This is a genomic window from Paenibacillus sp. HGH0039 (assembly GCF_000411255.1).
Taxonomy (GTDB): domain Bacteria; phylum Bacillota; class Bacilli; order Paenibacillales; family NBRC-103111; genus Paenibacillus_F.
Map to the genome: position 1 here is coordinate 129518 of NZ_KE150412.1, position 14780 is coordinate 144297.

Genomic DNA, 14780 nt, shown 5'->3' on the forward strand with positions numbered 1-14780 from the left:
TGGACTTAGAACTTCTTACATATTAATCCCGGATAAAAAAACAAAAAAAGAAGTGCATAACAACTGCACTTCTTCTTTTGTCGAATCGTTCAAAAGAGAAAATCGTCACTTTCCTATTGGCTGTTCTCTTTGGAATAAAGTGTTTCTTCAGCAACCTGCGCTAATTCCTCTGCTTTAATACTTATCTCCTGGATCGTTGCAGAGAATTCATGAATCGCCCCTGACTGGGTATCGGTTAGCGTGTTGATATCAGAAAAAGTATGGTTTAACCGCAGCAAAAGTTCTTGAATATTCTTAGTAATGCCATTAATCTGGTCCACATTCTCTTTGGAACTGGTCGCGAGCTTCCGGATCTCATCGGCAACGACGGAGAAGCCTCTTCCCACTTCCCCGGCTCTTGCCGCTTCGATGGCAGCATTAAGCCCCAACATGTTACTCTGATCCGAAATCTCCTTAACGACAGTGGAGATCTTACCGATCTGCTGCGCACTGGAGCTAACGTCTTTCATTTGGTTCGTTACGTCGGTCACACGGTCGGTAAGGTTAGAAACGGATTGGCTGATATCTCCGATGGACGCCGTTGTTTGTTCGACAATTGCGGAAAAGCTTTCGGCCATCTCAAAAAGCTTATTCGCTTTCTCGAGGCTTGTACCCATGCCTACACCGCCGATAACCCTGCCCTGCTCGTCATGCAGCGGGATGGCGCGTGCAGCAAGCGGAAAACCAAACAGTTCTTTCGGAACGACAGCCGATAACGCCGTATTATTTCGGATCGCATTTGTCACAATGTCTCCCTCCATTAGAGGGTCCCCCGGGCTGACATTCAGCGAGAAGGTATTGCCCGGAATGTTGACGATCAGCTTCTCTGTGTCATAAATGCCGATTGTGATGTCATCATTAGTGAGATTTTTGAGCAGTGGAGCTACCTTTACAAAGGCTCTGATCAGCTCATGCTGTGTTTGTCCTTCAGTCTCAATATTCATGCTTTCTCCCCCAGCCCTTAATACGGGAATTTCCTTTGTCCGTAATTAACCGAAATCCACTTCAGCGTCGTAAATTCATCCAAGCTCCATTCGCCGTTCAGACGGCCCAAGCCGGACTGCTTCTCTCCGCCAAAAGCCACAATCGGCTCGTCATTGATGGTGACATCGTTCACATGGATCATACCGGTGTGGATCTTCTTCGCCATTTCTACTCCGCGCTCAAGATTGGAGGTATGAATAGCCCCGCTAAGCCCGAAACGTGTATCGTTGGCAATTTCGACGGCTTCCTCTTCGGTTTCGAACGGGATGATACACACAACCGGGCCGAACAACTCATCTTGAGCAACATCCATGTCCGGTTTGACATTGACGAGGACGGTAGGCTCTACCATTCTGCCGGTAATTTTACCTTGCACCAGCACAGCAGCGCCCTGCTCAATGCCCCTAGCGATCAGCTTCTCCAATGTTTCGGCTTGACGATTGTTGATGACGGGTCCAATGATCGTCTGCAGATCACTCGGATCACCCGTTGTAAGCGTTGAGACTTTCTCCTTGAATTGATCCACAAAATCCGGATAGATCGTCTTCTGTACAAGAATCCGATTGGCCGACATACAAATCTGGCCTTGATGCGTGAATCTGCTGAATGTCGCCGCTTGTACCGCATAGTCGATATCCGCATCTTCGAGGATAATGAACGCACTGTTGCCGCCGAGCTCCAGCAGCGGTTTTTTGAAGTTTTTGACGGCCAGTTGGCCAATATAGCTTCCGACCTTAGTCGAACCCGTGAAGGAAATGATTCTCGGAATCGGATGCTCGACGAACGCATCGCCAATCTCCTTAATATCTGTCACCACAACATTCAACAGGCCCTTCGGTACACCCGCTTCTTCGAAAATCTTGCCGATAAGCGTTCCGCCTGTAATCGGTGAATCCTCATGCGGCTTCAGCACTACGCCATTGCCGGCACCCAGCGCGGGAGCAACCGACTTCATAGATAAGAAGAACGGGAAATTAAACGGACTGATAACCCCAACCACGCCGGCGGGGATCCGGTACAGCCGGTTCTCTTTTCCGTCCTCTACGGAAGGCAAAATCTTGCCCTCCATTCTAAGCGGGAACGTGGCCGCTTCCTTAACCATATTTTTCACAAGACCGATCTCAAAGGCAGCCTTCAGACGCGTTCCACCCAGCTCCTGAATAATAAGGGACGTAATTTCTTCCTCATGAGCTTCTATGTATGTAACGGCATTCTCAAGAATATCGCGTTTTCGGTAAGGATTAACCTTGTCCCATTCCAGCTTCGCTTTGTAGGCAGCTTGATAAGCATTGTCTATGTCTGCAACGTTGGCTATTTGAAAAGTGGTTATAACCGCATCATTGTACGGATTGATGTCTGGCAGCGCTTTGCCGCTCCGGCCATCTCTCCATTCGCCATCTATAAATTGTTTTCCTAACAGTTGGTAGTCCATATTATCTCCTCATTTGTCTGATAATTTATAGCAACTTATATATCGACAAACTGCCGAAAATTGTTAAGCCTCTCGGGATTTACACTTTCGTCAGGACACCGTCCCCATTGAATTCGTTAGGACTAATTGCTCGTTTATAGGGACACGCAAAACCAGCCTTCCCTATAAAAGGAAAGGCTGGTTGTCTTCATGCGGCAAGCGCTTGGCTCGGCAGCGAAGGTTATTCGTCCGCCCCTATATTCACTGCGGCACCCCGTACACGAGGATCTCCGTCGATATCAAGCGAGCCGATAATGTCCGGCTCGGTCGATCCGGCGTCAATTGCCGGAGAGCCTGGCCGCAGATGAAAATCGCTCGATGCCGCATTTACGAAGGAAGGATCGGCAAACAGCGAGTGGGCGTCATTGCCCGTGCCTTTTTTATAGGCGGCGAAACCGTTGTACGTCACATTTTTCCATGTCCAGGCCGCGTTGGCACTGCCCCCTGGCGCAAAGTACAAATTATAATCCACAATGTTCCCCGAATTTTTCGTATATTCGTTATAGATCAGAACATCCGAGGTACCGGCTACGAAAATATTATTTTTAATGACATTGTTCTGAGTATCGTACTGGACATACAACTGCCCGCTGCCGTCTCCCAAGCTGTCGTTCTTATAGAATGTATTGTTCACAATGACGCAGTTTACCGTCGCTCCCCGCTTCTTGTCGTAACCTCCCATAGCGAGGCCGGTCAAGCGGTTATTGTAGATCATATTGCTGCGGACCGTAATACGGCTGGTCGCTTTGCCCGCGTGTTCGGAAGCGATCTCGATGCCGATATCGTTGCCGTAGCTATAGTTCCGCTCGATCAGGTTGTCTTTGCCGCCATCGACATAGATGCCGCCTGCCGAATTGCTGTTGTTCGGAAGCTTTTTGCCGTAAGAAGGGTTGTTATTGGATGAAATGTTATAGACGCGATTTCCGCGGATGACTCCGTTTCTGGCCTGGTCATACGAAGCATCGGGCGCTTTGCCCTCGAAACCGATCACATCGATGCCGATATTGTCGTTATCGTGGATCGTGTTGTTCGTCACGGCGAACGTGTCGACATTACCGTTGAGAACCAAAGATTCGCTCGATCCGAGCACGAGATTGTACAGCTCGTTTCCGTCAATCGTAAGGTCGTGGATCGACTGGGGAGCTTTCGTCCCGTACACGGCAATGCCGTGGGCGTCCCTTCCCAGAAGGTCGGTTCCGGTCGGAGCGGCCGTGTTCTTGATAGCATGCACTTTGTTGCCGGACAGGTTGATGAAGCCTCCGGCACCGTGCACGTAAATGCCGACCGGCATGACATTGCTTTTGGCCGTCGTGAAGTTGCGGACCTCAAATCCTTGAATGTTGACGTAACTGGCATCGGCGAGATCGATCAGCCCTTCCGTTCCGCTGACCGCAAGTCCCGTACCGTCGATGACGGCGGCCTCCGAATTGTAGGACGCGAACGTGATGGGGCCTTGCTGCGCAGAGCCGGATTTCGTGATCTTCAATTTCTCATTGTACACGCCGCCCCGGACATACACGGTGCTGCCGGGACCCGCTTGATCCGCCGCATGCTGCAGCGTCTTCCACGGCGAGCTTAACGTACCCGGATTCGAATCGCTCCCGTTCGCTGCCACATAATAGTCGGTGCCTGAAGCCGATACAGACGGCGATTGAGCGATGCCCAGCCCTAAACCAAGCACAGCCAAACTTAACCCCGTGATTAACGTTTTGCCGAATTGCACGAATGATCATCTCCTTGATTGGTTAATAGTCGGACTTTGATTCGCTTCAACGAAACCGCGTATATCTCTGCGAGATTGTGCGGGCCTCACCTCCCTGTCCGAGTTTAGGCGGTTGACTGCTCTTTGAGCAGCCTGCCGACGGCCGCAGTCGTCGGCAGATTGCCCGTTCCCCCGACGCCAAGCGTGGACAGTGCGCCGCACGCGTTGCCGTACTGCAGCAGTTCCTCCCCTTGCAAGCCATGGAGAGAACCGTAAATGATGCCGGCGTTAAAACAATCCCCGGCTCCTGTCGTATCCCGGGGAGATACCCGGCACGGTCCGGCTGTTGCGACGCTCCCGTCCGGAGCAAGAAGGCTCGCGCCTTTGGACCCTTGCTTGACGGCCACCCGCCCCGCTGCGCTTCCGAGCTTCTCGCGGATATCCGCGATCCGGTCCGCTGCGAAAATATGCAGCGCCTCTTCCTCGCTCGGCATAAACAAGTCCGTTTCCTCCAGCAGGGAACGGATGCCCTCGGAATCCCACTCGTTGCGCACGTCCCATCCCGCATCGAATGAAGTACGCGTCCCCCTGGTCCGGGCCTCTTTGAAAAGCTTTTTCCAGTGCAGCCTCATGCCGTCCTGCAAATAGTAGGAACCGAAATGCAGATGGTCCGCTTCGCGCAGAATGCTTTCCGGAATATATTCGGGTACTAACATCGGAATACTGCCCGGATAAGTCAAGAGACCCCGGTCGGATGGAGTCGTGAACGACAAGGTGACACCGGTCTTAACATCCGGCAGTACCGTTACTCCATCGGTGTTAACCCCCATCCGCTGAAGCTCGCCGATGCAGTAGGCGCCAAGATCGTCCTGGCCCGCAACTCCCACGAACCTTACGTCGATCCCCAGACTGGCCAGCGCGCAAGCGGTAATCGCGGAAGAGGAACCGAGCACGGTTTGGAATCCGTCAATGATTTTCTCCCGGTTCCACTCCGGTATTACATCCCTGCCGGATACGATTATGTCCGCATTCAGCTCGCCGGCGACGACAACGACCGGTTTTCTCGTGCTTGCGGTATGCATCATTTCAGCACCGGTACGAAGTCCCGCTCCGCTTCGTACAGCTCCTCGAACATCTCGCCGATTTCTTCGAGCGAGCATACGGCTGCGGACAAGGGGTCCACCATCAGGGCGTGGCGGGCCATCTCTTTATCCTTGTGGAGCACAGCGCCTACGGCCAGTTCGAAAAAGGCCATATTGGAGCGGCACAAAGCGGCGAGATGCTCCGGCAAGCTGCCGAAATAACAAGGATGAATGCCGTTGCGGTCGATCATGCAGGCCACTTCCACGATACCGTCGGTGGTCAGATTTGTGATCAAACCGTTATTGGGCACGTTGCCGTAGATGACTTTCGGCTCGTTTTTGAGCATTCCTTCGATAATGATAGCCGCATATTCGTTGCTCGGCTCAAGCTCAAGCGGCTGTTTTCCATCGAGCTGCTCGATGATTTTCTCGTCGTTTTCCTTGCGCCATATCGGCCAGTTGTCCGCGTAATAGCCGGTCGCCCCGTTGTATCCCGAGCTGCAGTGCCGGTCGATTAACGACTGGCGTTTGCGGTAGTAAGGGATGTATTCCGAGAAATGCCCGCTCGATTCCGATACGAACGCCCCCAAATATTTCATCGCGTCGAAGCGCACCGGATCTTTTTTCAGCAGTTCGGGGTCCTGAATTTTCTCCCGAAGCAGCGGGTACAAATCTTGTCCTTCATGGGTCAGTTCGACAAACCAGGACATATGATTGATGCCTCCCGCTTTCCACTGCATCTGCTCGTAAGGCACGCCGGCATATTTGGACAACTGCCTGGACGTGTTCTGAATAGAGTGGCACAAGCCTACAACGGGCAGCGTCGTGATGCGGGACGTAAGCAGCGTGACGGCCGACATCGGGTTGGTATAATTGAGAATCGTCGCATCCGGGCACAAATCCTCGATATCCCTCACGATGTCCATCCAGGTGGGAAGCGTCCGCAGCGTCTTAAACAGCCCCCCGGGCCCGAGCGTATCGCCGATACACTGATTCACGCCGTATTTCAACGGAATTTCGTATTCGTAGCGGACGGTCTGCAACCCTCCCACTTCAATCTGATTAATGACGAATCGGGATCCGCCGATTACCTCCCTGCGGTCGGTAGAAGCGATTACGTTCCATTTCTTCCCCGTTTGCTCTATAATCCGGGCCACCAGCTTGCGGGCAATCTCCAGCCGTTCCCCGTCGATATCCACGAGTGCGAGGGTTCCTCCCTCTATTCCTTCGATCAACAAAATATCTGTCGCTATTTCCTGCGTAAATGCGCTTCCCGCGCCGATAATTGAAATTTTGGTCATGGTTGTTCTCTCCTTATTAGGTCTATTTCATGCCGGTCATCGTCAAGCCTTTAATAAACTGCTTCTGGAAAATGAGAAAGACGATGATCACCGGAACCGTTATAAGAACGGCCGCCGACATGACGACGTTATAATTGACGGTATGCGTTCCGTTAAAATAAACGAGAGCCAGCGGCACCGTCATTTTCCGGGTGTCGTCCAATACGATGAGCGGCCACAAATAATTGTTCCACGAATTCATGAAGGTAAAGATGCCGAGCGCCGACAGCATGGGAAAAATAAGCGGGGCGATAATCCGAACCATCAGCCGCAGCTCCCCCGCACCGTCTATTCTGGCGGCATCAAGCAAATCCTGCGGGATGTCCTCGATAAATTGCTTGGCGAGAAAAACCCCGTACGAGCTGACCAGATTCGGTAAAATAATCGCCAGCAAATGGTTGACGAGACCGAGTTTGGCCGTGATCAAATAAGTCGGGATCATGACGACCTGAAACGGGATCATCATCGTCGCCAGAATGAGCAGGAACAAGATCCTTTTTCCTCTGAACTCGTGTTTGGCGAAAATATAACCGGCCAGCGCGCTCGTAAAAAGAGTCGCTGCCGTAATGACGACAGATGTCACCGCGCTGTTTAGCAGCCATCTTACAAAGGGCGCGTCCAAAAGCACCGTGCGATAACCCTCCAGGCTTGCTTCTTGCGGGAACAAGGTGTGCGATCCGGAGACAATTTCCATATTGCTTTTCAGCGAAGACAGCACCATCCAGAGATAAGGCAGCAGCATTGCACAACCGGCAGCCGCCAGTACCGTCAGAATCGCTCCGTCCAGCCATCTGTTTCTACGTTGCATCTATTGGAGCCTCCTTCAATGTTCCCAATCCGTGCGGCCCCATTTAAGCTGGAGGACGGTCACGGCCAGAATGATCATCAAGAAAACAGTCGCCATCGCCGACGCATAGCCCATGTTCGAGTTGGAGAAAGCCATCTCATAAATGTGCAGGGCAATCACTCTCGTTTCGTTAAACGGTTCTCCCTTAGTCATAATCTGAAATTGGGCGAAAGCCTGAAAATAGGAGACGACCGTAGTCACGGATACGAACAGCATCGTTCTCCGCAGAAGCGGCAACGTCAGATATCGGAAGGAATGCCAGCGGTTCGCTCCGTCCAGGAGAGCGGCTTCGTAATACAGCCCGGGAATGGAATCGATTCCGGCGATGAACAGCACGATATTGTAGCCGATGTCCGCCCACAACGTCATGATAATGACGGAATACAGCGCATAATGCGGGTCGCTCAGCCATTGGACGGGCGCCATATGCAGCTTCTCAAGCAGCATGTTGAACAAGCCGTGATTATAATTGAACATCGTGCTCCACACGATAGCCGTTCCGGCAAGCGGAGCGATCGTCGGCAGAAAAAACACCGTGCGCATTAAATTGCGCAGCCATCCTGCCTGCAGCCGCTGAATGGCTACCGCAATCAGCAGGGTGACGGCTATATTCACCGCAACGGCAACGACGACGAATTTTACCGTCACCCAGAGCGATTTCAGAAAAACCGAATCTTCCAGCATCCGCACGTAGTTCGCCATACCGACGAAAATCGTGTTGGAACTGAGGGGATTATATTTGAAAAGGGACAGCCCGAGACTCCAGCCGATTGGCAGAAAAGCGAATGCGCCGAATAACAGCAGGATTGGAATCAGCGACAAATAAACAAACGCGCGCGCGTTCTTTCGGCCTTTATGCTGGGCTGCCGGTGGAATCTTTCGAGTTCTGCCTGCTGCCGGTTCAAGATTCATACTCCGATCACTCCGATCATTTGTGTTGATCCTGATTGTCGTTTATTGATTTTTCAATGCCGCTCAGACCCGCATCCACGGTTTCCTGTCCGCTTGCCATTAATTGAAAATGATCGTTGATCACTTTGAAGAAATAATCCCGGTCCGTAATCGGTCCGATCCACTCTCCCAGCGTCAAAATATCCAACGAAGTTTTCATAAACGGATTGGCTTTGAGAAATTCGGGATTTTCGGCCACCTCTTTTTTGGCGGGGACCGTAAACGTGCTCAGATTCCATTGCAGCAGATTCTCGTTGGAAGAAACGAATTCGATGAAATCGACGGCGGCTTTCCGCTGCTTGCTTTTCTGTGAGGCTACCAGTCCCCATCCGGATTCGGCCGCATATAATGGCGGATTCCCCGTGAAAGACGGCACCGGCACATACTCGAAGTCTTCCGCCTTGTATGTATTCAAACCGGCAGCTATGGACCAGGGTCCGCGATACGTCATCGCCGAGCTTCCCTGAAAGAAATAGTCGGAGGTGTCAAGCTCGCCGCCGAACGTCGTGAGATCCGCGACTTTATCGTCTTTGATAAGCGAGATTAGAGCTTCCATCGCTTTTTTCGCCTCCGGCGTCCGGAAGTTCACGTGATCGTTTTCGCCCCAATACTTCCCGTTTTGCTGCAAAATCATGGACAAGAACGTGAAGGTGATATTGTCGCCGGATACAAAATCAAATCCCTTCACCTTGATGCCTTTCCCGTCCCGGACCGTCAGCTTACGGGCGCTCTCCACAAGCTCTTCCCATGTAGACGGAGGCCCTGCGATCCCCTTCTCTTTCAACATTTGCGGATGGATCAGCATGCCCCCGTTCTCGATATTGAATTCGAGGGGAAGTCCGTAAAGCTTGCCGTTCCATGTGTAGCCCCCTAGCGGGGCTTTGTAATAGCCGTCCCGGAGCCGTTCGCCGTCCGGTATTTCCGCCAGCAGACCGTTCTCGGTGTAGACGGGAACCCAGGTGCCGAACATCTCGGCGATGTCCGGAGGATTTTTGGCAATGAAAGAAGCTTTTAGCTTCTGAGGGTAAACATCGTAGGGAAAGGATTGATAGTCGATCTCTACTTCCGGATGCTTTGCCTGATAAGCGGCAATCAAATTTTTATACGCATTCATAAAGGCATCTTCCTGATGGCTCCAAAAAACGAGTTTTACTTTACCGTCCGGATTTGCAGAATTATCAGCCGTCGTTTCTTTATCATTTGTGCAAGACGAAACGATAATCATTGCAAACAACAGAGAAATAAATGAAAAAAATCGGACTTTTTTCAATTTGTAACCCCTTTCTTTTTATTTCATCTGGAATTTTCTACGTCCACATAGAAATAATACCTCCACAAAAATGAGACGTCAATATTTATTTTGCAATTTAGTTGCATTTTTTTGATCGTAAATTGCAATTTATTTGTTCTTATTTTCAGTTGACCTGCGTTTTTATTTTACTTAACATAGAGAGTAAGTATTTTGGTTCGTTCAATCTTAGATGAAATGAAGGCAGGTCATAGCATGCCCACACTAAAAGATATAGCGGACCGGGTCGGCGTCTCTATCTCTACGGTTTCCCGCGTTCTGGCCGATGATACCAGCCGCGCCTCCCACAGCAAAACACGCCGGAAGATTTGGGACGCTGCCCAAGAACTGGGCTACACGGTCAAGCTTCCATCACATGATCCGGTGAAGAGAATCGGCTGTATCGTTTCCACGATGCAGGGACGGCGCTATCATCCTTACTTTTCCGTTATTTTCGAGGGAATAGAAAAAGAATTATCTCTTCACGGCTATCAGATTGCGTTCACTTATACGCAAGAAGATTTGCAAAAACCTGAAATTTTGCAGCAAGTCATCCACAAGGATCAAATCGGAGGCCTAATTATTATCGAGGGCATCGAGAAACAATTGTATGACTATATCCGCAAGCATGTGGAGCATATCATCGGAATCGACGTGTCCGATCCGGACATTCCTACCATCTCCTATGACCGGGTCGAAGCGGCTCGTACAGCCGTCCAACATTTAACGGATCAAGGCCACAAGGACATCTTGTTTATCGGGGGCACCGGCTTGTCCGGAGAATTCCAGAGGGAGAAGCGCTACCGGGGTTACAAGCTGGCACTGGAGCAAGCCGGTTTGGCGGTTAAGCCGCAGTACGTGCTTAACGCCGAGTGGGAACCGGATCAGGCTTACCGTCTCGTCCTGAATTACATGGACGAGCATCGCGGCCACCTGCCTACCGCGGTTTTTGCAGCCAGCGATATTATGGCGATGGCGGCTATGCGGGCCATTTCCGAGAAGGGCTATCAAATCCCGCAAGATTTCGTCATTATCGGTTTTGACGACAACGAGCCTTCCCGTTACACGGTTCCTCCTCTCTCCACTATTCATATTCCTACCTTTGAAATCGGAAGTGTCGCCGCAAGAACGCTCCTTCAGGAAATGCAGACGCCGTATCCTCTGCCCGTCAAAATTTTGCTGCCGTTTCAACCTTTATTTCGCCAGTCAAGCGACCGGCGTTTGCAGAAGCTTCAAGACGAGAACAACGCAACTCGCTAAGTCGGAACGATACCTCGTCTTAAAGGCCGATCCGTTTATTCACAAAAACAAGCCATCCTGGGCTAAAGCGAAGGATGGCTTGTTTTTTTAATTTTCATTTTGCTAATCTTCATCCTGGCCTCGATTCGTCCTCGTGATAGCTGCCCAGCCTTATTTCAGCCTGTATAGGTCCATTAATTTAGGTGAATCAACAAAATCACTTACATGTACTTAAAATTTAACTTGAAATACTTAGAATATATGATAAATTTACTTACAAGAGGTGAAAATGATGTATCAAGAAGAACGATTACTGAAAATACTCGACTATATTAATAAACACCACGCGATGAGTGTGATGGATATTTGTTCGCTTCTGAATGTATCTAGGGATACGGCCCGAAGAGATATTGTTAAATTAGTGCAAGAAGGGGTCGTCATTCGTACACACGGAGGTGTCGCTCTCCCTCAATTGCAGAAAGAAATAGCTACCTACCAGGAACGTTTAATTGACGAAACAGACAGTAAGAGAAAAATCGGGAAGTTAGCGGCTAAACTAGTTCAAGATCACGAAACCGTCATTTTGGACGTATCCACTACGGTACAATCCGCAGCCGAACAAATTTCAGCTAAACATATTACGGCGGTCACGCACTCCATAGACATTGTAGGGATTCTGTCCGGTCGGGAAGATTTGCAAGTTTATGTGCTCGGCGGCTATTTACATGCCAAAAACCGGTTGTTATACGGACCTTCCGTCATCGAGAAGCTAAGGGAATTAAGAGCCGATAAGGCATTTATCGGAGCTACGGCTATACGAGCAGATGGGCTTTATTTTCCGTACGAAGAGGATGTTGCGGTTAAAAAAGAGATGGCCCGCAGATCGGATCAGGTCATTGTTGTGGCAGATTCTACGAAGTTTACAAACAAGTCGGTTTATCGGTTGGATTTTGATTTTGTAGATATTTTGATTACCGATCAAGAAGTGCCTTTCGCTATTAGAGAAGTACTTCATACTAAAAATATAACGCTTATACAATGTGAGGAGAAAGACAAATACGAGGAGGAATATAAAGATGAGTCTTAAAATTTTACACAATGTAAACGTGGTTCAAGAAGATAACTCCTGTATGTCTGCGACACTTTGGATACGAGACGGAATGATTGAACGGATAGAAAGTTCCCTATCTGCTCTTCCGGATGGCGATTATGAATTTATGGACGGTCAAGGCCACTTATTAATCCCGGGCATGATCGATGTCCATATTCACGGCGCCAACGGCTTCGATATGATGGATGGAAGCGAGACGAGTATTCAGGAGGTTTCGCGGGCTTGTGCAGCAACGGGCTGTACCTCATTTCTGGTCACCTCCGTCAGCTCAACGATTGAAGCATTAATAGCCATGATTCGTAGTGTGAAGCGTGTCGCAGGGCATGAAGCCGGGGCCAAAATTGCCGGGCTTCATCTAGAAGGTCCTTACCTGAATCCGAAGCGTAAAGGGATGCAAAATGAACGGTTTTTAAGACATCCGGATCTTACTGAAATGAAAGAAATTTTTGATGAAGCGGACGGGCTGATCAAGATGGTTACAATAGCTCCCGAATTACCCGGCGGTATGGAACTCGTCTCTTTTCTGAAGGAAAGGGGCGTAATTATCGCCGTCGCGCATTCGGATGCCACATACGAGGAGGCCAAACAGGCCTTTGAAGCGGGAGCCAGTCATGTTACGCATTGTTTCAACGGCATGCGTCCGATTCATCATCGGGATCCCGGTCTGGTTGTAGCCGCTTTTGAACAAGAACATGTAAGCCTCCAAGCGATTGTAGACGGCATTCATTTGCATCCCGCGATCGTTCGAATGATGCATCGTCTCAAAGGACCGGATGGCATGGTACTTATCACAGATGCTTTGCAAGCCATGGGGCTCGGTGATGGGAAATATATGTTCGGCGGCCATCCCGTTACGGTTTCCGAAGGTGTAGCACGCCTTGAGGACGGAACTTTAGCTTCCAGTACGGTTACGATGAATGAGGCGCTTCGTCTAACCGTAGATACCGGCATTTCTTTAACGGACGCGGTTAAAATGGCATCCAGTTCACCTGCACGGCTGTTAGGACTTGCTGCTAAAGGTAAGATTTCCGCGGGTTTTGATGCCGATCTTGTCTTGTTAGACGAACAATTTCAAGTACAATGGACAATGATTAAAGGTTCTATCGTCTAATTAACCAATATTTAAACTCGCTCCCCCCTCACCTTTAACCTTGGATTTCTACAATAGAGAAGGAAAAAAGATGAAAAACGGGGAGAGATTGTTATGCGTTTGTTTGAAGTCCTACTTATCGGCTCCAATCTGGTTCTGCTGACGGTACTGCTTTTCATGAGGAATCGAAAAATCGCCCTGGGTGCAGGCCTTGCGGCTGTCTGCGCACTGAGCGTTCATCTGATTCAGGAAGGGTACCGCTGGCAATTGGCCCCCGCCTACTTCGCTGCGGTTATCCTGTTCATTCTGGTTGCCATAAGGATTTATCGAAATCCGAAATCCGTTAAACCCCGGAAAAAAACACGATACATCGGCTATTCTATAGTTGCCGTGCTGCTGAGTTTTTCTGTTTTCTTGGCACAGGCGATGCCGATATTGGTTTTGCCAAGGCCAGGAGGAGAGGCGGCGGTGGGAACCCGAATCTTTCACTTTACGGATTTCACGCGACAAGAGAGCTATCCTAACGTCCCCAAAAATGACCGCGAGCTTATGGTTAGAGTTTGGTATCCCGCAAAACCTCAATCCGGAAAAGGGGAACTGCTATTTCCCGAAGATCCGGCGCAGTTTAGAACATACAAGGAAAACTTCTCAGGAGTGTTCAAGGTCCCCGCATTCATTCTCGATTACTGGAAATATACGCGCGGCTATTCCCATCTCAATGCCGAACTTCTCCCCGCTTCCGCGCCTTATCCCGTGGTACTGATTAGTCATGGTATGGGTACCGGCAGCGTGCTGCATGTCTCTCAGGCAGAGAACTTGGCCAGTCACGGGTTTATAGTAGCTGCTATCGACCATACCTACAGCACAGCGGCTACCCTTTTCCCGGACGGGCGGATAACCGGATTCGAGACAAAGACGCCGGCAGATGATTTTTACACGTATGCCAAGGAGGTCGGAGCCGTGTGGGCAGCAGATATTCAGTTCGTCCTTTCGGAAATGGAACAGTTGAATCAAGACCCAAAATCCAGCTTGAAGGGCATGATGGATGTAAACCATACAGGTATCATGGGGCATTCGTTCGGGGGCGCCACTGCTTTTAACGCCACCTATTACAACGATAAGATCAAAGCCGGGATTGATATGGATGGAACGCTTTATGACCTGGAAGATAAAGGGCAGATGCCGAAACCGTTCATGTTCCTTAACTCCGACAAAAGATCCATGCTTTCCGCGGCGATAAAAAACAATGAGGTTCCGGGCAGTATCCGGGCACAACTGGTGAAGGAGCAACGGATGATGGACAGTGTCGGCGCCCATAACGGGCAGGTCATTCATATACGGGGAACGGACCATTTCAATTACACCGACCTGCAGTTCTATACGCCAATGTTAAAATATACCGGTATGACCGGGAGCATTAACGGGTACAGAGGGGCTGACATTGTCAATTCTTATGTGCTTGATTTCTTTACCAAACATTTGAAAGAGAAGGGCGGTCAACTGCTTGACGATGCCCCCCATCCCCAATACCCGGAAATTGAATTTCAAAAAGCTACTCTAGCGGCGGAATAGAATGTAATCCGGACCAGCGGCAGGTAGCCATCCCAGGGCTCCCCGAGACGCTCGAATAAAAGAT

The 14780-nt window shown here is 50.0% G+C and carries 12 protein-coding genes; 4 read left to right on the forward strand and 8 right to left on the reverse strand.

The features are described 5' to 3' along the window. Positions 1-113: 113 nt before the first annotated feature. From HMPREF1207_RS00430 to HMPREF1207_RS00465, 8 genes are all read right to left on the reverse strand, one after another. On the reverse strand, positions 114-983 hold the full coding sequence (locus HMPREF1207_RS00430) for a methyl-accepting chemotaxis protein (RefSeq protein WP_009676506.1): 870 nt from the start codon (positions 981-983) through the stop codon (positions 114-116). Positions 984-1000: 17 nt separating this feature from the next. Then, positions 1001-2455 (reverse strand): aldehyde dehydrogenase family protein, encoded by a 1455-nt coding sequence (locus HMPREF1207_RS00435; protein WP_009676480.1) that lies wholly within the window; start codon positions 2453-2455, stop codon positions 1001-1003. Between the two features lie 220 nt (positions 2456-2675). Next, a complete protein-coding gene (locus HMPREF1207_RS00440) occupies positions 2676-4217 on the reverse strand; it encodes a choice-of-anchor Q domain-containing protein (protein WP_009676517.1) in 1542 nt (513 codons plus the stop codon). A gap of 104 nt (positions 4218-4321) precedes the next feature. Then, positions 4322-5281 carry a carbohydrate kinase family protein gene (locus tag HMPREF1207_RS00445; protein WP_009676478.1) on the reverse strand — a complete coding sequence of 320 codons (960 nt, stop codon included), beginning with the start codon at positions 5279-5281 and terminating at the stop codon, positions 4322-4324. Further along, positions 5278-6579, reverse strand: a complete 1302-nt coding sequence (gene melA / locus HMPREF1207_RS00450) for an alpha-galactosidase (RefSeq protein WP_009676521.1) — start codon at positions 6577-6579, stop codon at positions 5278-5280. The genes HMPREF1207_RS00445 and melA overlap by 4 nt, the downstream gene beginning before the upstream one ends. A 22-nt stretch (positions 6580-6601) precedes the next feature. Then, a complete protein-coding gene (locus HMPREF1207_RS00455) occupies positions 6602-7426 on the reverse strand; it encodes a carbohydrate ABC transporter permease (RefSeq protein ID WP_009676524.1) in 825 nt (274 codons plus the stop codon). Between the two features lie 15 nt (positions 7427-7441). Then, on the reverse strand, positions 7442-8377 hold the full coding sequence (locus HMPREF1207_RS00460; RefSeq protein WP_009676430.1) for a carbohydrate ABC transporter permease: 936 nt from the start codon (positions 8375-8377) through the stop codon (positions 7442-7444). A 16-nt stretch (positions 8378-8393) separates the two neighbouring features. Beyond that, positions 8394-9530, reverse strand: a complete 1137-nt coding sequence (locus HMPREF1207_RS00465; protein ID WP_016423349.1) for an ABC transporter substrate-binding protein — start codon at positions 9528-9530, stop codon at positions 8394-8396. A 390-nt stretch (positions 9531-9920) separates the two neighbouring features. Between HMPREF1207_RS00465 and HMPREF1207_RS00470 the strand changes: the two genes are divergently transcribed. The 4 genes from HMPREF1207_RS00470 (at position 9921) to HMPREF1207_RS00485 (ending at position 14716) form a co-directional block, all read left to right on the forward strand. Then, complete coding sequence (locus HMPREF1207_RS00470; protein ID WP_009676437.1) at positions 9921-10964, forward strand: LacI family DNA-binding transcriptional regulator; 1044 nt, start codon at positions 9921-9923, stop codon at positions 10962-10964. A gap of 271 nt (positions 10965-11235) precedes the next feature. Continuing rightward, entirely contained in the window at positions 11236-12030 is a 795-nt protein-coding gene (locus tag HMPREF1207_RS00475; RefSeq protein ID WP_170318718.1) for a DeoR/GlpR family DNA-binding transcription regulator, read from the forward strand. After that, positions 12020-13165, forward strand: a complete 1146-nt coding sequence (gene nagA / locus HMPREF1207_RS00480; protein WP_009676519.1) for an N-acetylglucosamine-6-phosphate deacetylase — start codon at positions 12020-12022, stop codon at positions 13163-13165. The genes HMPREF1207_RS00475 and nagA overlap by 11 nt, the downstream gene beginning before the upstream one ends. A 93-nt stretch (positions 13166-13258) precedes the next feature. Continuing rightward, positions 13259-14716: an alpha/beta hydrolase family protein gene (locus HMPREF1207_RS00485; protein WP_016423350.1), complete on the forward strand. Its 1458-nt coding sequence runs from the start codon at positions 13259-13261 to the stop codon at positions 14714-14716. Positions 14717-14780: the final 64 nt, after the last annotated feature.

Bases quoted from the DNA above. Each gene is read 5' to 3' on its own strand.
- HMPREF1207_RS00475 (WP_170318718.1), top strand. From the start codon at position 11,236: ATGTATCAAGAAGAACGATTACTGAAAATACTCGACTATATTAATAAA.
- HMPREF1207_RS00430 (WP_009676506.1), bottom strand. From the start codon at position 983: ATGAATATTGAGACTGAAGGACAAACACAGCATGAGCTGATCAGAGCC.
- nagA (WP_009676519.1), top strand. From the start codon at position 12,020: ATGAGTCTTAAAATTTTACACAATGTAAACGTGGTTCAAGAAGATAAC.
- melA (WP_009676521.1), bottom strand. From the start codon at position 6,579: ATGACCAAAATTTCAATTATCGGCGCGGGAAGCGCATTTACGCAGGAA.
- HMPREF1207_RS00455 (WP_009676524.1), bottom strand. From the start codon at position 7,426: ATGCAACGTAGAAACAGATGGCTGGACGGAGCGATTCTGACGGTACTG.
- HMPREF1207_RS00445 (WP_009676478.1), bottom strand. From the start codon at position 5,281: ATGATGCATACCGCAAGCACGAGAAAACCGGTCGTTGTCGTCGCCGGC.
- HMPREF1207_RS00460 (WP_009676430.1), bottom strand. From the start codon at position 8,377: ATGAATCTTGAACCGGCAGCAGGCAGAACTCGAAAGATTCCACCGGCA.
- HMPREF1207_RS00470 (WP_009676437.1), top strand. From the start codon at position 9,921: ATGCCCACACTAAAAGATATAGCGGACCGGGTCGGCGTCTCTATCTCT.
- HMPREF1207_RS00485 (WP_016423350.1), top strand. From the start codon at position 13,259: ATGCGTTTGTTTGAAGTCCTACTTATCGGCTCCAATCTGGTTCTGCTG.
- HMPREF1207_RS00435 (WP_009676480.1), bottom strand. From the start codon at position 2,455: ATGGACTACCAACTGTTAGGAAAACAATTTATAGATGGCGAATGGAGA.
- HMPREF1207_RS00465 (WP_016423349.1), bottom strand. From the start codon at position 9,530: ATGAATGCGTATAAAAATTTGATTGCCGCTTATCAGGCAAAGCATCCG.